21 protein-coding genes are annotated in these 24,050 nt (G+C 46.1%); 18 read left to right on the top strand and 3 right to left on the bottom strand.

What is annotated here, in order from left to right:
* Positions 1-19 precede the first annotated feature (19 nt).
* Complete coding sequence (locus ACEW81_RS00225; RefSeq protein ID WP_373530949.1) at positions 20-157, bottom strand: hypothetical protein; 138 nt, start codon at positions 155-157, stop codon at positions 20-22.
* 42 nt (positions 158-199) lie between these two features.
* On the opposite strand from ACEW81_RS00225, the gene ACEW81_RS00220 reads away from it, so the two are divergent.
* Positions 200-568, top strand: a complete 369-nt coding sequence (locus tag ACEW81_RS00220) for a type II toxin-antitoxin system HicB family antitoxin (RefSeq protein ID WP_373530948.1) — start codon at positions 200-202, stop codon at positions 566-568.
* A gap of 45 nt (positions 569-613) precedes the next feature.
* Here the strand turns inward: ACEW81_RS00220 and ACEW81_RS00215 are convergent, their stop codons facing one another.
* Both ACEW81_RS00215 and ACEW81_RS00210 read right to left on the bottom strand, forming a co-directional pair.
* A complete protein-coding gene (locus ACEW81_RS00215) occupies positions 614-1,951 on the bottom strand; it encodes a tyrosine-type recombinase/integrase (protein WP_373530947.1) in 1,338 nt (445 codons plus the stop codon).
* Between the two features lie 12 nt (positions 1,952-1,963).
* Entirely contained in the window at positions 1,964-2,539 is a 576-nt protein-coding gene (locus ACEW81_RS00210) for a hypothetical protein (RefSeq protein WP_373530946.1), read from the bottom strand.
* A gap of 124 nt (positions 2,540-2,663) precedes the next feature.
* Between ACEW81_RS00210 and ACEW81_RS00205 the strand changes: the two genes are divergently transcribed.
* The 17 genes from ACEW81_RS00205 to ACEW81_RS00125 all read left to right on the top strand — a co-directional run bounded on the left by ACEW81_RS00205 (position 2,664) and on the right by ACEW81_RS00125 (position 23,996).
* The gene (locus ACEW81_RS00205; protein ID WP_373530945.1) at positions 2,664-2,900 is read left to right on the top strand and encodes a helix-turn-helix domain-containing protein; all 237 of its coding nucleotides are present in this window, start codon (positions 2,664-2,666) and stop codon (positions 2,898-2,900) included.
* Between the two features lie 5 nt (positions 2,901-2,905).
* The gene (locus tag ACEW81_RS00200) at positions 2,906-3,976 is read left to right on the top strand and encodes a hypothetical protein (RefSeq protein ID WP_373530944.1); all 1,071 of its coding nucleotides are present in this window, start codon (positions 2,906-2,908) and stop codon (positions 3,974-3,976) included.
* Complete coding sequence (locus ACEW81_RS00195) at positions 3,966-5,057, top strand: tyrosine-type recombinase/integrase (RefSeq protein WP_373530943.1); 1,092 nt, start codon at positions 3,966-3,968, stop codon at positions 5,055-5,057. Before ACEW81_RS00200 ends, ACEW81_RS00195 begins: the two co-directional genes overlap by 11 nt.
* Positions 5,047-5,364: a helix-turn-helix domain-containing protein gene (locus ACEW81_RS00190; protein ID WP_373530942.1), complete on the top strand. Its 318-nt coding sequence runs from the start codon at positions 5,047-5,049 to the stop codon at positions 5,362-5,364. The genes ACEW81_RS00195 and ACEW81_RS00190 overlap by 11 nt, the downstream gene beginning before the upstream one ends.
* Positions 5,365-5,509: 145 nt before the next feature.
* Positions 5,510-6,625, top strand: coding sequence for a hypothetical protein (locus ACEW81_RS00185; protein WP_373530941.1), 1,116 nt, complete (start codon positions 5,510-5,512; stop codon positions 6,623-6,625).
* A 177-nt stretch (positions 6,626-6,802) separates the two neighbouring features.
* On the top strand, positions 6,803-8,449 hold the full coding sequence (locus ACEW81_RS00180) for a type I restriction-modification system subunit M (protein ID WP_373530940.1): 1,647 nt from the start codon (positions 6,803-6,805) through the stop codon (positions 8,447-8,449).
* Positions 8,439-9,725, top strand: a complete 1,287-nt coding sequence (locus ACEW81_RS00175; RefSeq protein ID WP_373530939.1) for a restriction endonuclease subunit S — start codon at positions 8,439-8,441, stop codon at positions 9,723-9,725. Before ACEW81_RS00180 ends, ACEW81_RS00175 begins: the two co-directional genes overlap by 11 nt.
* A complete protein-coding gene (gene drt4, locus ACEW81_RS00170; protein WP_373530938.1) occupies positions 9,722-11,248 on the top strand; it encodes an antiviral reverse transcriptase Drt4 in 1,527 nt (508 codons plus the stop codon). The genes ACEW81_RS00175 and drt4 overlap by 4 nt, the downstream gene beginning before the upstream one ends.
* A 2-nt stretch (positions 11,249-11,250) precedes the next feature.
* Complete coding sequence (locus ACEW81_RS00165) at positions 11,251-11,844, top strand: zeta toxin family protein (protein WP_373530937.1); 594 nt, start codon at positions 11,251-11,253, stop codon at positions 11,842-11,844.
* A complete protein-coding gene (locus ACEW81_RS00160) occupies positions 11,841-12,020 on the top strand; it encodes a hypothetical protein (RefSeq protein ID WP_373530936.1) in 180 nt (59 codons plus the stop codon). The genes ACEW81_RS00165 and ACEW81_RS00160 overlap by 4 nt, the downstream gene beginning before the upstream one ends.
* A 42-nt stretch (positions 12,021-12,062) precedes the next feature.
* Entirely contained in the window at positions 12,063-13,076 is a 1,014-nt protein-coding gene (locus tag ACEW81_RS00155) for a DUF4268 domain-containing protein (RefSeq protein WP_373530935.1), read from the top strand.
* Positions 13,063-16,155 (top strand): type I restriction endonuclease subunit R, encoded by a 3,093-nt coding sequence (locus ACEW81_RS00150; protein WP_373530934.1) that lies wholly within the window; start codon positions 13,063-13,065, stop codon positions 16,153-16,155. The genes ACEW81_RS00155 and ACEW81_RS00150 overlap by 14 nt, the downstream gene beginning before the upstream one ends.
* Positions 16,156-17,061: 906 nt before the next feature.
* A complete protein-coding gene (locus ACEW81_RS00145) occupies positions 17,062-17,301 on the top strand; it encodes a helix-turn-helix transcriptional regulator (RefSeq protein ID WP_373530933.1) in 240 nt (79 codons plus the stop codon).
* Positions 17,291-18,607 (top strand): type II toxin-antitoxin system HipA family toxin, encoded by a 1,317-nt coding sequence (locus tag ACEW81_RS00140; RefSeq protein ID WP_373530932.1) that lies wholly within the window; start codon positions 17,291-17,293, stop codon positions 18,605-18,607. The genes ACEW81_RS00145 and ACEW81_RS00140 overlap by 11 nt, the downstream gene beginning before the upstream one ends.
* A gap of 292 nt (positions 18,608-18,899) precedes the next feature.
* Positions 18,900-19,505, top strand: coding sequence for a TIR domain-containing protein (locus tag ACEW81_RS00135; RefSeq protein ID WP_373530931.1), 606 nt, complete (start codon positions 18,900-18,902; stop codon positions 19,503-19,505).
* Positions 19,502-20,731, top strand: a complete 1,230-nt coding sequence (locus ACEW81_RS00130) for an exonuclease SbcCD subunit D C-terminal domain-containing protein (protein WP_373530930.1) — start codon at positions 19,502-19,504, stop codon at positions 20,729-20,731. The genes ACEW81_RS00135 and ACEW81_RS00130 overlap by 4 nt, the downstream gene beginning before the upstream one ends.
* 13 nt (positions 20,732-20,744) lie before the next feature.
* A complete protein-coding gene (locus tag ACEW81_RS00125; protein ID WP_373530929.1) occupies positions 20,745-23,996 on the top strand; it encodes an AAA family ATPase in 3,252 nt (1,083 codons plus the stop codon).
* The last annotated feature ends 54 nt before the right edge of the window (positions 23,997-24,050 follow it).

Genomic DNA, 24,050 nt, shown 5'->3' with positions numbered 1-24,050 from the left:
CAAAGCCCTATTGACCGGTCTAGGATTCAGCGCCCGCCAAGCTGGAAGCCATATCACTTTCGCCAAGGGAGCCAGCCGGATCACCATTCCCGCCGCTTCTCAGGTAAAGCCGGTATATCTCCACCAGCTTTGCGAAATCCTTAGGGGGTTGGGTCATTAGACCCTCCCCCACCTCAAAGGCCATTAGGAAGGGTTTACAATGAAAGAAACCGTTAAAAATCTGGAATATTACATTAATCTCCCTTGGTCTTTCAGCGTTGAGCGACACAACGAAAAAGGCCGGGAATATTATGCCTCTAGGGTAAATGAATGGAAGTGTTTTTCAGACGGCGCAACACCAGCGGAAGCGATGAACAATTTAATGGAGGCGCTACAGCTTCACATTGAAGCCTCTATTGAAGATGGGACGCCTATTCAGGAGCCTCCCAAACCTGAAGAATTCAAAGGCCAAATCGCCTACCGTACAAAGCCTGAAAAACATTACCAGATAGCGAAAGAAGCCAATCGCCGGAACATATCAATTAACAAGCTGATTGATCAGGCGGTTGATTCTGTAATATCCGCTTAACTAAAAGCCCCCGGTTCGCTGGGGGCTTTTTTAATTTGTAAAGATTCAGGCCGCCAGCTTTACAAAAAGCCGAGAAATCAACGGGCCGTGTAAAGATATCGTATTAATAAGTTCGCCCCATTGGGGGTACCACTCTTTCTCATTAGAGAATCCAGTCTCAGAAAGCTTTTTAGCCTCCTGAGACTTTTGAGTTTTTAGGGGTCTGTGTCGTTCCTGTGTCAGTGACTCGTTTTTTTTACCAGAGTCATATTTCTCTTGCAGCCGATCCATGGCCTGTTGGATATGCTCATTGTTATGATGGCTGTAGCGGTAAACCATTGATGGGGTCTTATGGCCAGTAATCGCCTGAACTGTTGGAAGATCTACCCCGGCCTGAACCAAATGTGTGGTGGCGGTGTGCCTTAAAACGTGCGGCGTTATTTCTTTAGCATCCAATCCCGCATTTGTAACAACCCGGCGAAAAGCCTCTTCCATACTGGTGGAATAGCCTGATTTGGATTTAAAGTTGCCAATGCTCGGAAACAGCCAGCCTTCTCTCAAGCCATGGCCGGAAATATGAGTACCCAAGCATTCCGCTAACCGTCTTGTGATTGGCTGTACCCTTGCACCGGCTTTTGCCTTGGGTATAAAAATTGTTTGGGTTGTAAAATCAATATTCTCAACCTTCACCGTTAAAATCTCAGTCTTCCGCATGGCCGTTTCCAAGCCAATCAGGATGAACAAATAAATTTGCGGGTTCCTGTCACTTTTGGCCATTTCTAATAGCCTATTACATTGTTCAGGTGTGAGGTAGACAGTCCGGGCATTGTCTTCTTTTAATAAAAGCTTTGGTTTCCCTGGTAAGTGGCTAATCCAATCCCACTCAACGGCCCGATTCAATAAATGCGAAATAACTGCCAGCTCACGATTGATCGTTGCGGGCATGGCTTCTTTCCCCTTCCGGTATTTTTTATACCGTTCAAGCTCAAAGCTGGTCAGCTCCATCAAGGGCTTTGATTTGAAGTACGGGATCAAATGATTCTTGAGCCTTTGCTCTTTCTTCTCTATATCTTTGCCGTCTCCTTCTCTGAGGCGGGCAATATATTTTTGCGAAGCCTCTTTAAAGCCCACAATGGTTTTTCTGCCTTTAGGAAGGTTTAACCGTTCGTGCCGGGCATCGGTCCGGGCTTGCTCAATAAACTTTTCGGCATCCTCTCGGGTAACGCCTTCAGACTCCAAGCCAACCGTTCTATGAACCCGCTTTGTATCCACCCTGATATTCACGATAAATCGGCCATCCCCATTGGTAAGGCGTTCAAAAATAATGCCATGTTCCTGAACCCGTTGACCGGGTTCCAGCTTTCGCATGTTCGGGCGGGTAAGAATATCAAACTTCTTTGTCATGGACATCTTTCTTTAAAATGGAATATCGTCTTCAGTAAGGGTTTCAGAATTGTTTTGTGTAACAACTCTTCGCCCTTCAACTTTTCTTTCAACTGGCATCCAATGTGTTAAAAGTTTGACGGCATTTGGTTCGTCAGGGACTTTTTTTAAAGTTTCCCAGTCTGCAATAACTTTTTGAATGTTTAAGTTGGACTCATCTCTGGTGTCCCAAATGAATTCATCAGAGCGGCTTTCTCCAACCCAATAAAAAGCGTTATCACAAATGGTCTTCCAGATTAGTTCTTCTTCATAGGCCATCAATTGAGGCCAATCGTATGCCAGCCTGATGAGTCTAACCACTTCAGAGGGATCCCATAACCGATCAAGCATCAAGGTGGGCTCACTGAGAGTGAAGCCTGTTGAGTCATTGATCGCTAATCCCTCGTCAGGGTCATTTACCAAAGCGCTAAGAGCCCTTTCCATAACTGAAGTTAAGGTTCTATGTTGCTTTCTACAAAGGAGTTCCAATCCATACTTTAGTTTTGGATTTACTCTCATTGTGAGTGCTTCGGCCTTGTTCTGAGAGCCTTTTGATGCTTTTTTGGCCATGTTGTCCTCAAATGTTTCTTCTGGAATGTTCTAGTTTTATCTCAGCCATTGCATCAAGTCAACAATTTGATTAAAGTGTTCTCCAGTGATACATGAATTCGTTTTTTGGATGGAGAGAAGAGCTTTGGAAACCTTGAAAATTCAGGTAGAAGTGTTCCCGGATGGGCGTTTGGATACGGTAAACGCCGCCAAATACCTGGGCCTTAAAGAAAAAACCTTGGCCATGATGCGCTGTGATGGCAGCGGCCCGCAGTTTATCAAGCGGGGGCGCATCTTCTATTTTAAAGAAGATTTGGATGCGTGGCTGAATGCAGGTGGTAAAGCGTTCAGTACTGCACAAGCTCGATTAACAAGGATCTAGGAACGATGGGATTGAGTGAAATCAAAAATTGGCTTTGGGAAGGGACGCGCAGCTCCCAAACTACCAGCTCCGGGCCTGGTACCTCTTCCCAACACCATCTTCTATTAACCGGAATCGACGGTGCCAGCGCAGAGGCTCAAAGCAAATATATGAACTACCAGACAACAATGAAAGGGTTTAGGAAGGGCGCCACTCAACTTCCACTCAATCCGGTCTTCTTGAGGCCTCTTTTGTGTCATCTGCTACCAATGAAACCGAAAAATCAGAGACTGGGGCTTAAGGCTAAACCTAATATAAATAAAAGAGAGCCTAAGGTTGTACCCGACATCAACAATTCCACCAAGCCTGGAACTACCTCTTTGGACGTTACTCCTCTTGATGCGCTTGGGAGGAGTAATCCCCTCGAGAATGGAGGCTTAAGCTCTAATTTTAAGAATAGCATTTCTACTACAACCCCGCAATCCTTCAAGCAAGCGGTTAAACTGACTGGCTCGATAAAAGAAGTGGTTAATCAAGCCAATGGTAGAAAACAAAGGGTTAATTTAAAAAAGAAAAAAGAGTTGACGGTAAACCCCGCTGATTTACCCAGTGAATCCAAGTCACCCACTGTTACTTCGCAAGCAAGCACTCAAAAACTTGGGAATGATGCTCCGGGCGGGAGGGAAGTCAACTCTGAAGCATTGAAAAAACTGGAGTTACTCTGGGAGAAGCTGCAGACCACTTCTCAAACCAACTCCGGTGTTGGCTCGAATTCTCAAGGCTCCCTGATTGAAGCCGGAACGGAAGCCAGGCTCGCTAACGATCAAAGTAATACATGCCAGAATAGCATTCCTAATATGGCTCCGCAAGCCTTCAAACATCCGGTTAAATTGACTGGCATCTTCGATCAAACCGTTGAATCATGTGGAGTGCAATTAGTTGATTGGAATGATACAAAGCCAAAGATATTACTCATTATCTGCCGGTTCTTCAAAAGTGAAAGCCAAGCCTCTAGCGCCAAAACCTCTCTTGTAAACCGCCAGTTGCACCCCAAAATGAAACCGTTGGTTGCAGAAAGCCATGGCCATGTTGCTTGAGTCACCCGCCACCATTATTCAGAATGAATCCGATCGGCCTTTTCATCATGAGCTGGCCATGGCCGCCTATGAGGAGAGCTTTCGGCATCGGTGCCTGACTGACAAATACCGAGTGAATGAAATCCGGCGGCTTCAGGATGTTTGCTCAAAAGTATCTATTGCGGATCCTGAACGGGTTGACGCTCAAAAACTGGTGGATACCTTTGATTTGTTCAATCCCTATCAGGCGGCCAAAGTACGAGAAGCGGTTTACCGGGATATTCCCTCTAAGGCGGGTGCGGTGGCTTGCCTCAAGTCTATCGATCGCTATTGTCGATACCTGAAAGACAATCCCACGGTTTCCATTGAAGGCCAGCCGTCTCTGTATCTGCCAAGCCTGTATGGCCCCATTGAATCCCCCGTCAACCGCTATACCATTCCCCGGAACCAAGCGGATCGCACACCCAACCGGAACTATTTAGAGGCATCGGAATATCAGCAATGGCTCAAGTTCACCTGGAGTCAGATCCAGCCGGGTTTATCCATAGATAAACGACTCAAGGCCAGCCAGCTTCATTTAATGTGTGTGATTGCCGGGGAAATGGGCTTGCGGCTCAAGGAAATACTGGGCCTGCAACCGGAGCATTTCATTTTGCCGGATGGTGTTTGTGTGGTCTTACGGGGTAAAGGCTCCAATGGATCAGGCGATAGAAAACGGGTCGTTCCACTTTCCGCTTTGGTGAAAGCAACGTTCTCTGATTTTCTGAAGTCTTTTCCCCGTAATAAGGGAGAAGCCCTGTTTCAGAACCGCCATGGCCAAAGGTTAAGCAGTAATACGGCTCATCACTGGATGGATGAGCTGATTGAAAAAATTCAGGCCGCTGGCTTGCCCATCTTTGTGGAAGCTGGCTTTGGCTGGCATGGTTTTCGCCGCACCTATACCCGTCACTATCTGGAGCAAGGCGGCAATATCTTTGAACTCAAGCGCAACACGGGCTGGGTTTGGACCAGTACCATTTCCCACTATATGGGAGATTGTAAGCAGAAAGCCACACCCTCCGGGCCGCCATTACTGGGAAGGATGCCCGGCCATGGCCGTTGAGTGGCAACTTCAGGCGGTGATGCAAGATCGAGGCATTCGGAATGCTTCTCAATTGCAAGCGGCCATGGCGGATAGGCTGGGGATTCAGATTAGCCGGGTGGCTCTGGATAAGTTGCTCAAGAAAGCGCCCGCTCAAATCCGTTTGGAAACGGCTCAATACCTTTGCACCTTATTACAGGTCCCACTGGAAAGCCTTCTCATCATTACGCCGGAAGCGCTCATTCGCCAGCCGGTTTTGATTCAGCCTTTTGGGAAATCTTCTCAAACAAGCGAACCCTTCATGGTTGATCCCAGTCAGTTTTTCTAATGGCGGATTTGCCCCAAGCCATCCGGCCTTATTTTGAGGCCATGGCTCATGGGCTGGAAGCCTTACTTCCCCCAAGCCGGATTCAGAACCGGGGATTATGCTCAATCTCCAAAGCGCCTGGGAAGCGAAGCCAAGTTTCTCTCAATTGGATTTGGAACACCTGAGAACCATTATGGAAATGGCGGATCGGGTGGCTTTTCCCCTGATTGAAGATGTGAAAACCTTTTGCCAAGCGGAAGCATTACTGTTTCAGGCTTTGCCGAATATGGGGCGGTATGAAATCCAGCTAGCCATGCGCTGGATGCTATTTTTGTTAGCCCGCCATGGCTGTTTAAAGGTGGATTTATCCACCATTCAGGATGGGTTGCTGGTTTGGCGGGGCGTACAAGGCTTGCCAGCAAATGAAAAGACATTTACAGAGGGCTTTGTTTACTGGATGGAAAGCAAGGGCTTTTCTCTCCGTAGTATGACAGACATTTTAAGAGAAGCCCGCAAGTTCCGGGCTTGGATGAATGGCCATGGCCTGAACGGATTAAACGAGATTGGCAATCTTGAGCTTCAGCGGTACTTGCTGTATCGGGCCAATGGGTATAAGAACTCATCCAAAAAGGAGATATTAGGGCGTATTCGGGCCATGCTGTACTATTATCAGGAAGCGGTTGAAGGTGGCTACCGGGTGCCGGATTACACGGTGAAAGCTCCCCGGCTTTTGGGGGTGACTGAATCTGCCACCAGTGAAGAGATTGAAAAGCTGTTGGATGCCTTGACGCATGAGGCGCTTCCGGCCATGGCCGGGCTGATGCTGGTTTGTGTGCTGGGCTATGGCGTTCCCCTGAAAACCTTACCGCTTTTGAAACTGGCGGGAGAGCCGGGCCTATTAACCTATAGAGAAAGGCTCCCTTGTCGGCGGGGCAGTGTGGAACGCTTCCTCTCGCTGGATTTATCGTTGCCCTGGATTGCCAGCTATTGGCGGGACTGGATGGCAGAGCGAGAGGAAGAGGGGGAAGCTTACCTCTTCACTTCCGGCCATGGTCAGAAACGAGGGCGGCCTGTTTCAGCGAGTCATTGCCACCGGGTTATTCAAGCGATTACAAAAGCGGTTCTAGGCTACTCTATTCCCGTCAATCACTTGGAGCGGGGCGCATTGAAGCGATTGGCCCGGATGACCTCATTGACCCAATTTATGGTGCTAACCTCCGATCTCTCTAAAACCCGTCTCACCCGGATGATGAACTGGATGGTTCAAAGTGCCTTGGCCTAGCGCTTTACCCTACTATGGGAGGGGGCTTTGCATGCGTTACTTTTGTATTATGATTTGTTAAGTATTGTTGAGCCTCAAGCTCAACCGAAAAGATCACTCTCAAGCCATGGCCCTACAAGAAAGTATTACTCTCAGCCATGGCCAGCTCATAAAAAACAGACAGCGTGGAGAATCCTTATGGCGGGTGGTAAGAAGTCCCCTAAAACGGGTAAAGTATCGACTTTAAGCTTTGAGCAACAGCTTTGGCTGGCGGCGGATAAGATGCGGGGCCATATGGACCCGGCGGAATACAAGCATATCGCCCTGGGCTTAATCTTCCTAAAATTCATTTCCGATGCCTTTGAAGAGCAATACCAAATCCTGAAATCTCAGGAGGACGAAGGTGCAGACCCGGAACACAAGGACGAATATACGGCGGAGAATGTTTTTTGGGTTCCTAAAGAAGCCCGCTGGCAATCCATTGTGGAAAAAGCCAAAAGCCCCGAGATTGGAAAGCTTTTAGATGATGCCATGCTGGCCATTGAGCGGGAAAACGTCTCTTTAAAAGGTATTTTGCCAAGGGATTACAACCGCCCGTCTCTGGATAAACAACGCCTGGGCGAATTGATCGATCTCATTGGCAATATGGGCCTGGGCGATAGTGTGAGCCGCCAAAAAGATTTGCTGGGCCGAGTGTATGAATACTTTTTAGGGCGTTTTGCCAGTGCAGAGGGCAAGGGTGGCGGCGAGTTCTATACCCCGCCTTCCGTGGTTCAGGTATTGGTGGAAATGCTGGAACCCTACAAAGGCCGCATTTATGATCCCTGTTGCGGTTCAGGCGGTATGTTTGTGCAATCGGAAAAGTTCATTTCCGCTCATGAGGGCAAGCGAGGGGATATTTCCATTTACGGGCAAGAGAGCAACCCCACCACCTGGCGTTTGTGTAAAATGAACCTGGCCATTCGGGGCATTGATGGCGATATTGGCCAACAAAACGCCGATAGCTTCCACAATAACCTGCACAAGGACATGAAAGCGGATTTCATTTTGGCCAACCCGCCCTTTAACATTAGCGATTGGGGCGGCCAGCATTTGCGGGAAGATGCCCGCTGGCAACATGGCATTCCCCCGGTGGGGAACGCCAACATGGCCTGGGTGCAACATATGGTGCATCATCTATCCCCCCGAGGGTTTGCCGGGTTTGTACTGGCCAATGGCTCCATGAGTTCCAATACTAGCGGGGAAGGCGAGATTCGCAAAAACCTGATTGAATCCAATCTGGTGGATTGCATGGTGGCCTTGCCGGGACAGTTGTTTTACACCACCCAAATTCCGGTTTGCCTGTGGTTTTTAGCCAAGGATCGCAGCAATGGGCTGATTAAATACCCCTACAACGGCGGCGATGCCAAATTGCGGGACCGCCGGGGGGAGATTTTGTTTATTGATGCCCGCAAACTGGGCTACCTGGAAGACCGGGTACACCGCAACCTGAGCAAGGCCGATATTTATAAAATTGCCGATGCTTACCACGCATGGCGGGGCGAACCCCTGAAAGACCCCTTCCGCAAGGATGATGAGGGCCAGCCTTACCAAACCGAATTTGCCGATGGTTATAAAGACATACCCGGCTTTTGCAAAAGCGCCACGCTGGAGGATGTGCGCCAACACGGCCATGTGCTAACCCCCGGCCGCTATGTGGGAGCCGCCGAGGAAGAAGAGGACGGCGAACCCTTTACCGAAAAAATGCAACGCCTGACCACTACCCTAAAAAACCAACTGGCCGAGAGCCGACACCTGGATGATGAAATAGCAAAACAATTGGCAAAGGTGGGTTATGGGGATTAAAACTTTAAAAGAGGCTGTTATTAAAGCTAATACAGGGGCAGATGCTATCAAAAGAGCTCCTATTGTTGATTATGACACTGGTTTTAGATGTTTAAGAATTACGGACATTTCTCAGAAAAAATCTTTTGAAAGTTGGGGGTTTTGCACTGTTTCCAGTCAGGACTTTTCAAGATTTCAGTTGAAAAAGAACGATATTTTTGTTGCTAGAACTGGTGGTTCTGTGGGGGTAAATCAGCTTATTGAAAAAGACTATAATTCTGTTTTTAATAATGGCTTAATTAGACTGAAGATTAATACAGATCTTTATTTGCCAGAATTTATTTACTTTCAATTGCAATCAAATGCTTTTAAAGAGTTTATTAATACTATAGCTTTTGGGACTTCAACTCAGCCGAATATTCAAATTCAGGATCTGTTAAGATTTGACATATTTGATTATGAGCTTGAGTCTCAAATAAGTATTGTAAATATTTTAGTTGCCTTAAATGACAAAATTGAAGTCAACCGGCGGATGAACGAAACGCTGGAGGCCATGGCCAAGGCGCTGTTTAAAAGCTGGTTTGTGGATTTCGACCCCGTGCGGGCCAAAGCCGAAGGTCGCCAACCGGAAGGCTTGGCCCCCGAGATTGCAGCCCTCTTCCCGGATGGGTTTGAGGATAGCGAGCTGGGAGAGATCCCGAAGGGGTGGGAAGTTAAGAGCCTTGATGAAATTGCTACCTATTTAAATGGCTTGGCGTTACAAAAATTTCCGCCAGATAATAATGACTTTTTACCTGTTATTAAAATTGCCCAACTCCGAAAAGGGGATACAAAAGACGCTGATAGAGCCAGTATAAATATACCTCCTGCGTATGTCATTAATGATGGAGATGTTTTATTTTCTTGGTCTGGTAGTCTTGAAGTAGTGCTTTGGTGTGGAGGAAAAGGGGCGTTAAATCAACACTTATTCAAAGTTTCATCAGGCGTTTATCCCAAGTGGTTTTATTACTTATGGACAAAACACCACTTGGCAGATTTTCAACATATTGCAGCCAGCAAGGCTACCACTATGGGGCATATTCAGCGACATCATCTAAAAGATGCTAAAGCCTTGGTACCTCATGATTCTCTTTTAATAAAGATGAGTTCAATTTTCACCCCTCTTGTCGAAAAAGCGATACTTGGCAACATCGAATCCAAAACTTTGATGCAAACTCGTGACTCCCTCCTCCCCAAGCTGATGAGCGGGGAAATTCGGGTGCAGCAAGCGCAATCTCTGGTGGAGACGCTAGCATGAGTCTTGATGCGGACAGCTTATTAACAGCACTACTCACACAAAATTACTTTCCGAACCAAAAAGAAAAAAAAGATGAACTTCCGCCTTTCTTCTCAACGATTACTTTTAGTAGAGAAGTAGCTAGTCAACTTCGTAGTTTGAACAATTCCAAGCCAAGGAAAGAGGGCTATGATCAGGTAGATATCCGTTTTACACGGCATAATAATCTCTTTCGGCTTATGAATATTCCTCATCCCAAGGCATATGCACATTTATGCTTTTGCTTACATGAGAATTGGGCTGAAATTTCAAAAATATCAAAAAATAAAAACAGCCTTATTCGTCCTAAAAAACATAGTGACGGACGAATGATTATTATGGATTATGAAGGTTTTAGAGTTCGGAAAGATCGAGAATTTCGCAAGTCATTTGGAAAACAGTTTCTAGTTCATACTGATATTACCAATTTTTATCCAAGTATTTATTCTCATGCGATACCTTGGGCTGCTGTTGGAGTTCAGGAAGCGAAACGCACAAAAAATGAAGTGGACAAATGGTATAATCAGCTGGATAGGTATGTTCAGAAGAATAAAAGAGGTGAGACCAATGGTATAGCTATTGGTCCTGGTGCTTCCAACATCATTGCAGAATTATTATTAGAGAAGATAGACGCTGAGCTTTCAGAAAAATATTCATTTGTACGCTTTATTGATGATTATAAATGCTATTGTGACACTTATGAAGAGGCAGAACATTTTATAACGGATTTGTCAGAAAAGCTTTTGGATTTCAAGCTGTGTCTTAACCTGAAAAAGACTGAAATTATAACTTTACCTGCAAATATTAATGATGTTTGGGTTTCGGATTTGTCTACCAGAATGCCACAAGGTAAAGATATTAAACTGAGAGACGCCTTGAGTTTTATTGACTATGCTGTGGATATCCATAAAAAAAGTCCTAATGGTAGTGTTTTAAAGTTTGCCATTAACTCTATTGCATCAAGATTGGAAAAAAAGACAGACTCTATTATTGACTTTAAAAAACGTTTGCTTGGACTTTCTTTCCATTACCCAATATTGTTACCTTCATTACGTTTTGTTAGCGATAATATTTTTGATAATTGGACCCGTTCATTCAGAAATAAGTGGCTCTCCTATACTGAGCAGGAACTAAGTAGTATTTTAAGAGAGAATGCAAAATATAAGCGTTCAGATGCTATGGTTTGGTCCTTGTATTTCTTACAGAAACAAGGTTTAAACGCTGATCCAAAGTGTGTTGAGGCTGTTATAGAAACAAAAGACTGCCTGGCAATAACAGCTCTATTAAATTATGAAGAAAATAATCACAAAGTTTTAGAGTTCATATCCGGTATAACCAACACAGAAGATAATTATTTTATGGATAATTATTGGATTTTACTTTATGAAGCTTACTTTAGAGGCCTTATATCAAATCCATATATCAACGACAAAACATTTTCGATTCTTAAGCGTAATAGAGTATGCTTTTTGACCAACCCCCTCAGCAATGAAGAGTTGCATTGACGATGAGTAAGTCTAGTAGTCCATTACTGATTGTCATTGGCGGGCCGAATGGGGCGGGTAAAACCACAGCGGCCATGGCCGTATTGCCGGAGGCGCTCTCTTTGGTGGAGTTCCTCAATGCCGATGAGATTGCTAAGGGGCTTTCCCCGCTCAATCCCTCCTCTGTAGATATTCAAGCGGGTCGCTTATTGCTGGAGCGGGCGCATCACTTTCTGGAAAAGGGCATTTCCTTTGGTTTTGAAAGCACCTTGGCGGCTTCTACCCCGGTTAAACTGATGAAAGAAGCCAAGGGGAAAGGGTATCAAGTTGTGTTGCTCTACTTTTGGCTCTCTTCCCCGCAATTATCCATGGAACGAATTCGGCAAAGAGTCCGTAATGGCGGTCATCATATCCCGGATGATGTTGTTCTTCGTCGCTATGAGCGAAGCATGGACAACTTAAAACAGAAATATATCCCCCTGGCCGATGTTTGGCTGGTTTTTGACAACTCCAATGATAACCCCGTGCTGATTGCCGAGGGTGAGCAAGAAGCAAACATGATTCACGTTTATAATGATAGTACTTGGCAGCAATTGATGAAAGGAGCCCAAACATGAGTTCTTCCTCTGAAAAAGCTTCTGCAAATGGGCAATATGGCGAAATGCGAAAAAAAATCAGTCAAGTCGCTACCAAAGCGCTTCGCTCCGCTGCCAAATCCTCTAAAACTGCTGCTGCCGGGGCGGTAAAAGTCTCAAAGGCTATTAATACCAAGCCTTCCGGAAAATTAAAATAATATAAAATTGATATTGTTTGGATAACGGTTTAAAAAGTTTAGATGAATATCTCATTAGGACGGCTGGAGAAGGTCGATTTACGGCATATCTGGGAGAATGAAGCGACTGCGTTTACCCCTTGGCTAGCACGGGAAGAAAATTTGGCCTTGTTAAGTGAGGCCGTGGGGCTGGAATTGGAGCTGGAAGCGCAGGAAAAAAGTGTTGGCCCTTTTAGTGCGGATCTTCTGTGCAAAGACTTAGATACGGATAACTGGGTTTTAATCGAAAACCAGCTTGAAAGAACGGATCACAAGCATTTAGGACAGTTATTAACCTATGCGGCGGGTCTAAAGGCTGTCAGTATCGTCTGGATTGCTCAGCGTTTTACTGAAGAACACCGTTCAGCCTTGGATTGGCTCAATGAAATTACGGATGAACGCTTTAACTTTTTTGGGCTTGAAGTGGAACTATGGAGGATTGGAGATTCTCCGGTCGCTCCCAAGTTTAATGTAATTTCCAAGCCTAATGACTGGACCAAAAGAGTGGTTCAGGGCGCAAAGCATTTAGAGCAAGAAGCGTTAACCGAAACAAAGCAACTTCAACAAAAGTTCTGGATGGAGCTAAAAGACTGGATTGATGGGCATAACGCTCCTTTCAGAATGATGAAACCTTCTGCTCAGCATTGGACCAGTGTATCACTGGGTAAAAGTGGGTTTAAATTATCTCTGATTCTCAATACTCGCTTAAATGAAATTCGAGTTGAGTTATGTATTACCCATCCGCAAGGCAAGGCTTATTTCAAAGCACTGGAGGAGCAAAAGGCTTTTGTTGAGCGTGAGTTAGAACAGGCTCTCGCTTGGCGACTTTTGGAAGAGAAGAAAACAAGCATTGTTGAGTTGAGCCGTTCTGGTTTTGATTTGCAAGATTTCTCTCAATGGCCAAGTATGAAAGATTGGTTTTTAGAATATACCAGCAAGATGTACGCAGTTTTTGCCCCTCGCATCAAGTTACTCGATCCAACACCTTGGCTTGAGTCTTCTGTCAGTGATGAAGAACCTGAACATGAACTTTACTGAAAGCGTGGTTGAAGATGCCAGTCTGGCATGGCTGGAAGAGCTGGGATATGAAGTCGTTTTTGGTCCCAATATCGCCCCCTCTGAAATGTGGGCCGAGCGAGACGATTATAAGCAAACCTTCCTGCATAACCGCTTAAAGCGTTCACTGGAGAAGATCAACCCAAGTATTCCACCGGCGCTCATTGAGGAAGCCATCCGGCATTTGCACCGGCTGGAACTCCCAAGCCTGATTGAAACCAACCGGGCCTTTCATCAATTGCTGGCTCAGGGAATCCCTGTGGAAATCCGGCGGGAAGATGGCTCATCCGGGTTTGTACCGGTCAATCTGATTGATTTTGAAACCCCGGACAATAATGACTGGCTGGCGGTCAATCAGTTTACGGTGGAACATGGTTCTAAAAACCGGCGGCCCGATGTGGTGGTTTTTCTCAATGGTTTACCGTTGGCGGTGCTGGAACTCAAAAACCCCGCCGATGAAAAGGCCACCATTCATAAGGCATACACTCAGCTTCAAAATTATAAAAATGATATTTCGCCTCTGTTTAACACCAATGGGATTCTGGTTATCTCGGATGGCCCGGAAGCCAGAATTGGAACCTTGTCCGCAGACTTTGAACGCTTTATGCCCTGGCGAACGGTAGACGGCCAAACGGTAGCCTCCAAAGGGATCTCTGAGCTGGAAACCCTGATTAAAGGGGTATTCAATCAGCGGGTATTTCTGGATTTACTGCGCTATTTCAGTGTTTTTGAGGATGATGGCAAAAAAATTATCAAAAAGATTGCCGGGTATCACCAGTATCATGCCGTCAATAAAGCCATTGAACGCACTATTGAGGCTACCCAGGGCCAGCATCGGGCCGGTGTGGTCTGGCACACCCAAGGTTCGGGCAAAAGCCTGACCATGGTTTTCTATTCCGGCAAAGTGATCCAGCATCCGGCCATGAAAAACCCCACTCTGGTTATCCTGACAGATCGAAACGATTTGGATGATCAGTTGTTTGGCACGTTCGGCAATTGCCATGAGTTATTGAGACAAAAGCCCATTCAGGCCGATGATAGAGACGATATACGGGCTTTATTAAAGACCGGCTCGGGCGGGGTTATTTTTACCACCATTCAAAAATTCTCACTGGCGGAAGGGGAGGAAACTTTCCCGGAACTCTCGGATCGCTCCAATATTGTGGTTATTGCCGATGAAGCGCACCGGAGCCAGTACGGCTTTAAAACCAAAATTGATGCCAAAACCGGAGAAAAGTCGGTAGGTTTTGCGGCCATGATTCGCCAAGCCTTACCCAATGCTTCTTTTATTGGCTTTACGGGAACTCCGGTGGCGGCAACCGATAAAAACACTCAAGCCGTCTTTGGCGATTATATTGATATTTACGATATTCAGAGGGCCGTAGAGGACGGGGCCACCGTTCGAATCTATTATGAGAGCCGCTTGGCTAAAATTGAACTGGATGAATCCGAAAAGCCTAAACTGGATGAGGGCTTTGAGGAGGTTACTGAAGGAGAAGAAGAAGGCCGCAAGGAAAAAGAAAAATCCAAGTGGTCCCGCATGGAAGCTTTGGTAGGTGCTGAAAAGCGGGTTAATCTCATTGCTCAGGATATTGTCACTCACTTTGAAAACCGCACGGCGGCCATGGCGGGTAAAGGTTTAATTGTTGGGATGAGCCGCCGAATTTGTGTGGCTCTTTATGATGCCTTGATTGCCATTCGTCCTGAGTGGCATAGCGATGATGATAACCAAGGGGCCATCAAGGTTATTATGACTGGTTCATCATCTGACCCGGAAAACTGGCAACGCCATGTGCGAAGTAAAGACAAACGGGACGCATTGGCCAAACGGTTAAAAGATCCCAAAGATCCTTTGAAACTGGTAATTGTCCGGGATATGTGGCTCACTGGCTTTGATGCCCCTTGCTTACATACCATGTATGTGGACAAGCCCATGAAAGGCCATAACCTGATGCAGGCAATTGCTCGGGTCAATCGGGTATTCAAAGATAAGCAAGGCGGCTTGGTGGTGGATTATATCGGTATTGCCGATCTCCTCAAAAAAGCCTTGATGGAATATACCGAAGGGGATCGAAAAGAGGCGGGTATTCCGATTGAAGAAGCCATTGCGATTATGCTGGAAAAGCTGGCGCTGGCTAATGACTTGCTCCATGGCTATGACTATAGCAAAGGAATCAATGGGACACCCTCCGAGCGTTTAACTACAATTGCAGAGATCATGGAGCATATTTTAGGACTGGATAAGGGTAAGGAGCGCTTCATGCAAATGGTGCTGGAGCTTTCTCACGCTTTCGCTCTAGCCTCCACTACCAATGAAGCCATAGAGGTTCGGGATGAGGTCGGCTTTTTACAGACCATCCGGGCGGCTTTTGCTAAAAGTTCGGCTGGCTCTGGCAAAACAGTTGATCAATTAGATACGGCCCTTCAACAAATTGTCTCTAAAGCAGTCTCTTCAACCGAGATTGTAGATATATTTTCGGCGGCTGGTCTGAAAGTCCCTGATATTTCCATTCTTTCGGATGAGTTTCTGGCTGAAGTACAAGGGATGGAAAAAAAGAATCTTGCGCTGGAACTCTTACGAAAGCTTCTTACTGATGCCATTAAGACCCGTTCTAAAAAGAATGTGGTTCAGGCCCGGAAGTTTTCCGAAATGCTGGAAAATGCTATTAAACGCTATTATGCCAAGCAAGTGGAAACCGCTCAGATCATTAATGAGCTGGTAGAAATGGCCAAGGATTTTCAAGAGGCAGGCCGCCGAGGCGAGGAATTGGGGCTTCAGGAGGATGAGGCGGCCTTCTATGAGGCTTTAGAGGTCAATGATAGTGCGGTCTTCGAACTGGGAGACGATGTATTAAAAACCATTGCCAAAGAGCTGGTTGCTACAGTTAAGAAAAATACCAGCATTGACTGGACCAAAAAAGAAAGCGTTCGGGCAAAGCTTCGGGTTATGGTGAGGAGAATCCTGAGAAAGTATCAGTATCCCCCTGATAAGCAAGAATCAGCGATTAAAACCGTTATGGAGCAAGCGGAAGCCTTAACGGAACAGGAGCTTGCAGCGTAAGCATAGGGGAGGGGGAGTCAAATACTTGGCTTCTTTGTTTCAAGATCGGTGCCATGGGGTAATTTTCCTTGTGCCAATTCAGAAAGTAAAAGTAGATTTTTCCTGTGTCATCTCTGTGTCATTCCTGTGTCGGCTGGCATAGAAATCGTTAGAATTTTACCGATATATGCAAAAGAATCAGAAGCTTGAAAGCCTGTATCTACAGAGAGAAAACGGATTAAAAGGAACTTGGTAGAAATATCAAGAATGTTGATTTATGAGATTCGAATTCCCCTGGGGGTACCAAAATGCCTGCGCTCAAAACACAAGAGTAGCAGGCTTTTTAGTGTTTGGCCGTTTGGAGATCATGATGCTGTGGGACACTGGTGGGGCAGTAGTAAATTTTGTCATGTTTCCTCGGGCAACTCGCTCAAGGTGATCCCTCTTCGGGACTTTGTGAGCATAGGTTCGAATTTTGTCGTCCTCACCCAAAGCCACAAATATGAAGTGACATTATATAGGTTGTCAAAAAATATTTTGTGTTGCGGCTCCGGCGGCTCATTCAGGGCCAGATGTTAAAAAGTCGGTATCCAAAGTCCGAACTGTAAAGCGTTCAACTAAATAACAGGCGATATACCTCCCTCAAAAAGGTCGACAGCCATGGCCAGCTAGACCATAGTTATTTTGATAAGACCTACCAAGCGCCTGCTTAAAGCTGACCCCGGCGTTTTTTTTGATTTAGGGGAAATATCACCTGTGTTTCCCGTACGGTAAAAAATATAATAACTGGACTCAGATAGTATCTAATTTTCCTGTACGGTAAAATTTGGTTGTCATCACCTTCTAAATATACAAATATTTCCCGTACGGGAAATATTATGATAAGGTAGGGGCATATAGAGTTTCCAATTATCTTTAATGGATCAAATGAGTATAGAATCTGCAAATGACTTTGGGGCTTTGATCAAGAAGGTTCGGAATGCCCAAAAACTGACGCAATCAGAGCTTGCAGGGGCATGCGGCGTGGGATTGCGTTTTATTGTTGATCTGGAAAAAGGCAAGCCTACCTGTGAGATTGAAAAAGCGCTCATGGTTGCTAACATGCTTGGCATCAAGTTAACAGCTCAAGAACCTCCGAACCTCAATGAGGCATCTCATGGCGAATAGAGCGCTATCAGTTCGCTTATATGGCAAGCACATCGGGCTATTGCATCAAGACGAAAATGGAAAAATGGGCTTTCAGTATGCTCCAGGAGTAACAAGCACGCTGACACTTAGTATGCCCGTCAAGGAAGAACCTTATTCACAAGAGGTTTGTGAAGCTTACTTTGGAGGGCTTTTACCCGAAGGTGAGTCTGCAAGGTTAGCAATTGGTAAGCGTTTTGGGATTAACTCAAAAAACACTTTCAGCTTGTTAAAGGTCATTGGCCAAGATTGTGCGGGAGCTGTCTCCCTGCATGAGGTGGCAGAGCCAGAAAGTGCAACCGATTTATTGCCTTTGAGCGGTAGAATATTAGATGAAAAGGAGTTAGCGGTACATATCAAAGATTTGCCGACAAAACCTCTTTTCCTTGGTCTGGATGGCCTCCGTTTGTCTTTGGCAGGAGTGCAGGATAAAGCGGCGGTATGTCTTCTTGAAAATGAAGTAGCGCTTCCTAAGGATGGCTGTCCAACAACTCACATCTTAAAGCCTGAAATTCATCTTTTAAAGAATACGGTTCAAAATGAGTATTTCTGTTTACGAATTGCTCAAAAGCTTGGTTTTGATGTTCCTAATGTTGAAATGAGACGGGCTAACGGTGTCCCTTATCTACTCATTGAACGGTACGATAGAGAGCGGGTCGGGGATAAGCTCAGGCGTATTCATCAAGAAGATTTTTGCCAAGCCTTAGGTATCACTACAACTTATAAATATCAAAAAGAAGGTGGGCCGGGATTTCAGCAATGTTTTGAGCTTTTAAAGCAAACATCTCAGCCTGCAAAGGCCAGAATCCGCTTAGCTGAAATAGCTATCTTTAACTATCTTGTAGGGAATACAGATGCTCATGGAAAAAATTTCTCTCTTTTGTACAAAGCAAATGGAGGCATCATTTTAGCGCCTTTCTATGACATCTTGTGCACCCAAGCGTATTCAGGTCTTACCAAAAGCATGGCCATGGAAATTGGAGGGGAACACCAAATCTCTAATATTAGGGCTGAGCATTGGAAGAACTTTAGCAAAGTCATTGGTTTTACTTATCCACGTATAAAGACCATGATTAAAGACCAGCTAGAACGCTTGGTAGAAGCCGCTGAATCAGAACGAGAATTAATGCGTTCTGGAGATTTTGATGCCAGAACGCTTGATAAAATGATCCTTCTCTTTAAAAAGCAGGTTTTTGATGCGACAAAACGCTTGGAACTGAACAAAGCGAGTCAGTCTCAAAAGAATTTAACCGCTAAGCCAAAAAAATCAGCTATTGATGAAGCATAGCAGTCTTTAACTCAGCTTCTAATCCGTATGGAAGTTCAAGTAAAGCTGTCCAGCAAAGGGTACCAACATGCCTGCGCTCGATAATCAAGAGTGGCAGGCATTTTAGTTTTTAGGGATTGGATCAATTTGCGTTTCTGGCGCACTCTTGGACAACTCTCCGTGGAAGAGGGCCGTAAATCACCCTATTAGCATTGAATAAAATATCAAAGCAATTTAAATGGGCTGCTGATGCTTGATTTAAGATACGGTTGGGGTTTATGCTTATTGTGCCAATCAAATGAGAACGCTGCCAATGGTGACAAAAGAATCCACTCCTCCTAAATTAAAGCCCATTTTACTGATCCCTAAACGTGAGGCAAAGCAGAAGTTAGAAGAACAGCTTTTACGCGGGAAAGAGCTATACAATCAAAAAATTAACAGTTCAGCTGAATTAAACAAAGCGCAAGCCAATAAATTTAAATGGGGAGAATTTACAGAAGCGCTCATTGGTTCTATTGTTGATAACAGTGAGGATTTGGTTGGGACATATAGAATGGCTAACCGTGTTTCTGTCCGTTTTACAGGGAACACGGTTAACAATTATAAACAAAGGCTTCAGCGCTGTATCACGCTCTTAGAGTCAATCATTGAAAGATTAGAACTTTTGCAAGAAAGACTGGTTAATCATGAAAACTTTGTCCATGATGCCCTCCCCAGCCTTCCCTCTTCAAGGGAAATCTTTATTGTACATGGCCATGATGAAGCTACCCGAGAATCAGTTGCGCGCTTTCTTGAAAAATTGAATTTAAAACCCATTATTTTGCATGAGCAAGCCAATGGGGGCATGACCATCATTGAAAAATTGGCGAGAGGAATATATAAATCGCTCCGTGCTTGCGGTGGCTGTATAGTCATATGAAAATATTGCATACTTCTGACTGGCACATTGGCCGAACCCTATATGGTCGAAAGCGCTATGCGGAGTTCGAGGCCTTTTTGAACTGGCTGGTCGATACCATTCAGCACAATGAAATTGCCGCTCTGCTGGTGGCGGGCGATATCTTTGATACATGCGCTCCAAGCAACCGGGCTCAGGAACTTTATTACCAGTTCTTATGCCGGGTGGCCTCTTCATCCTGTCGTCACGTTGTGATTGTGGCTGGCAACCACGATTCCCCTTCGTTCCTGAATGCCCCCAAAGGGCTGCTTAAAGCACTGGATGTGCATGTAATTGGTAGTGTGTCGGAAGCCGTGAAAGATCAAGTGTTCGTGCTACGGAGTGATCAGGATAAGCCGGAATTGATTGTTTGCGCGGTTCCCTATCTTCGGGATAAGGACCTTCGGGTGGCGGAAGCCGGTGAAAGCATTGAAGATAAAGATAAAAAGCTGATCGAAGGCATTCGAAATCATTACGCCGCTGTTGCTACCCTGGCCGAACAGAAGCGCACGGCACTAGGGATGGATATTCCTATTGTCGCTACGGGACACCTTTATGCAGCTGGTGGACAAACGGTCGATGGTGATGGGGTGCGGGACCTCTATATAGGTTCGTTGGCACAGGTGACAGCCGGAATCTTTCCGGCCTGCTTTAACTACCTTGCGCTGGGGCATCTTCATGTGCCGCAAAAGGTGAATGGTTACGATACTATACGCTACAGTGGCTCCCCTCTGGCCATGGGGTTTGGTGAAGCAAAACAGCAAAAGAGTGTTTGTCAGGTTGAATTTCTGGACACCATAGCCTCTGTTCAACTCATTGATGTGCCAGTGTTTCAGAAGCTTGAGCGGGTTAAAGGATGCTGGAACAGTATTTCTAACAGTATTCTTGAACTGTCGGCGACCAGTTCCCGGATCTGGATAGAGGTGATTTACGAAGGTGATGACGTTATGGGAGATCTGCGGGAGCGACTGGAAGCAGCGGTTGCTGGCACTCAGGTGGAAATTTTGCGAGTGAAGAATAACCGCATAATCGACCGGGCACTTGGGCAAACCAATGAAAAGGAAACGCTGGACGATTTGAATGTAAATGATGTGTTCGAACGATGTCTTACCGCCAATGAGGTACCCGAGGAGCAACGGCTTTTATTGTTAGGCGCCTATCAGGAAGCGCTCTCCTCTCTTTATGAAGATGATCCGCAAGCGGAGTAAGGAGAGGCTGTCGATGAGAATACTACAGGTGCGATTCAAGAATCTGAACTCCCTGATCGGCGAATGGGAAATTGATCTGACACACCCGGCCTTCCTCTCTGATGGCATTTTCGCTATCACTGGCCCAACGGGTGCTGGAAAAACGACGATTCTGGATGCCATTTGCCTTGCTCTCTATGGTCGAACGCCTCGCCTTAATAAAATTACTAAAAGCGGCAATGAAATTATGTCCCGCCAGACCGGTGAATGCTTTGCCGAAGTTTCATTCGAGACGCAAGAAGGACGTTTTCGCTGCCATTGGAGCCAGCGCAAGGCCCGTAAAAAGGCGGATGGCGAACTTCAGGCACCAAAACATGAGATTTCCAACACGGATTCAGGTCAGATTTTTGAAACCAAAATCAGGGGGGTGGCAGAACAGATTGAAGCGGCGACCGGCCTGGATTTTGATCGTTTCACACGTTCTATGCTATTGGCCCAAGGGGGCTTTGCCGCGTTCCTTCAGGCCGCTCCAGATGAGCGGGCTCCAATCCTGGAGCAGATAACAGGCACGGCGATTTACAGTAAGATTTCCATCCGTGTTCATGAGCGCCAGCGTGAAGAACGGGATAAGCTAAACCTGCTTCTTGCCGAAACCTCAGGCATAGTGGTTCTGGAGTTAGAGCGGGAGCACGAGATTCAGCTGGAACTTGAGGTAAAGAAAACCGAAGAAGCCGTGCTTAACGCTAAGTTATCGGAAATGGCGAAAGCCATGACCTGGCTGACCAGCATTGATGAATTGAAAAAAGAAATTAGCAATCTCTCAGAGCAAATGATTATACTGCAGCGTGATATCGATGCGTTTAAACCCCAGCGAGACACACTGGATCAGGCACTGAAGGCCGCAGCACTGGATGGGGCCTACGCCACACTCACAGCCGTCCGAAAACAACAGCAGGCGGATCATACGGCCCTGACAATGGAGGAAGAGACTCTTCCTGAGCTGGCCTCCTCCGCTAAGGATCAGGCTGCATTATCGGATGCGGCGGAACAGAAAACTCTCAAAGCGAAAGAGGATCTGGAAGCCACTGCGCCACTGATCCAGAAAATACGCTCCCTCGACCAAACGCTTGCGGAGAAGAAAAAAGCGGTTTTGGAAAGCGAAGAGAGTTATAAAAAAGCTTCAGAAAAGATGGATACTGACAAGCAGATCAGATTGATAGAGCTGGAAAGGCGTACCCAGGCTGAAAAAAATCTGGATTGTGCCAATGAATATCTTAAAGCGCATGGACAGGATGAATGGCTGATCGGTGGGCTCGCCGGTGTGGAAGCACAACTGGAAAGCCTGTTATCCCGGCAAACCGAGATTACTCAAAAAGAGGCGGAGCAAGAGAGAGCCGTTGCGTCTCTGGGGCACGCCTCAAGATTTCTTGAGGCGTGCCGGACACAGTGTGGCACAAGAAAGCAGGAACTGGAGAGCGCCACAAAAAATCTTCAACAAGAAAAAGCGAGGTTGGTTCAATTACTAGGAGGCCTTCTGCTGCGTGAATACCGTGCAGAAAAGGATACGCTGCTTCGTGAATTAGCCTTTCTTGCAAAGATAGCAGAACTTGAAGACCACCGGGCTAAACTGGAAGATGGCAACCCTTGTCCGCTGTGTGGTTCGGCAAAGCACCCTTTTGCGGAAGGGAACATTCCTGTTTCCGATGAAGCTGAAAAGCGGATTGAGGCGCTGGCGGTACTCATCAGCAAGGCTGAGGATCTGGAAGTCGCCATTAAAAAACTGGAAGTGGCTGAAGTTGCGGCACGTCAAAATTTGGCGGATAGTGAAAAACTTGAAACGGCCGCAGTTCATGAGCAAATGGCCGCCGAGAAAGATTGTGCGGGGTTGAAGGATGATTTGGCAGCGCTCTTCATTCATTTTATCGAACTGAAGCAGGCTGTATCTGAAAAACTTCAGCCACTTGGCATTATAGAAATTCTCGATTCCGATATTTCATCACTCATTGAATCACTTCGGGAACGTCTCAATGCGTGGCAAGACCAAATTAAAAAAAAGACTGAAATCGAGAATGAGATTTCCGATCTCGATAGCGAGCTGAAGCGGCTGGATGCGGTCATCGAAACGCAAAGCACTGCGCTGGCCGAAAAACAAAAAAGCCTGGAAGCTCTTAAGGCCGAATACGTCACGGCAAATGATGAGCGAAACGCATTATTTGGTGATAAAAACCCTGATACGGAAGCGCTTCTGGTGAGGCAATCTGTTGCCCTTGCCGAAAAAGCCGAGCAGGAAGCCAGAACCCTGTATAACGAACTGCAAACTCAACTCAATATGGCAAAGGCTCGAGTTGAATCTCTGAAAAAGCAAATTAGTCAAAGAGAGCCAGAGCTAAAGCGGTTGGAAACCGAATTTACCACAGGGCTTCAATCGGCAGGCTTTTCGGATGAACGACAATTTTTGAACGCAAAACTAACCACCGAAAAAATGAACACGCTGTCCGCAAAAGCCAGGGAGCTGGACGATGGCCAAACAGCGCTTGCTGCCAGGCAAAAAGATCAAGAAACACGATTGACCACAAAAACAATCCAGAAGGTTACTGACAAAACCCTTGAGCAAATAGAACCAGAACGCAAAAAGCATGAAGAAGACTTGCGGCAACTGCGGGAAGCCATGGTCAGCCATCAACACATGCTGAATGAAAATGCGATTGCCAAAGCGCAGATAATTGACAGGCAAACGACCATAGAGGCTCACAAAACAGAATGTCATCGATGGGAGACGCTACATGCGTTGATCGGCTCGGCGGACGGAAAGAAATACCGAAACTTTGCTCAGGGGCTGACGTTCTCCATGATGATTGGTCATGCCAATCAGCAACTTCAAAAAATGACTGATCGCTACCTGCTGGTTCGGGATCATGCCCAGCCTTTGGAGCTGAACGTGATGGATAACTATCAAGCGGGTGAGGTTCGATCCACCAAAAATCTTTCTGGTGGTGAAAGTTTTATCGTCAGCCTTTCGCTGGCACTGGGCTTGTCTCATATGGCCAGCAAAAATGTGCGGGTGGATTCCCTGTTCCTGGATGAAGGTTTCGGTACGCTGGACGAGGAGGCCCTCAATACGGCCCTGGAAACGCTGGCAAGCTTGCAACAGGATGGCAAGCTGATTGGTATCATTTCCCATGTGTCAGCCCTTAAGGAGCGTATCAGCACCCAAATTCAGGTTGTGCCTCAAGCTGGAGGAAAGAGCTGGCTTTCAGGGCCTGGATGTTCAGCACTGGGTGTTTGAACATCCTCAGCGGCTCTATCGTCCAGCCATCCCAAAAAATGGGTGGTACGGACC

Origin of the sequence: Vampirovibrio sp. (genome assembly GCF_041737375.1) — a bacterium.
GTDB lineage: Bacteria > Cyanobacteriota > Vampirovibrionia > Vampirovibrionales > Vampirovibrionaceae > Vampirovibrio.
Note: the sequence above shows the minus strand (reverse complement) of the source record. Positions and strands in the feature narration are given on the sequence as shown.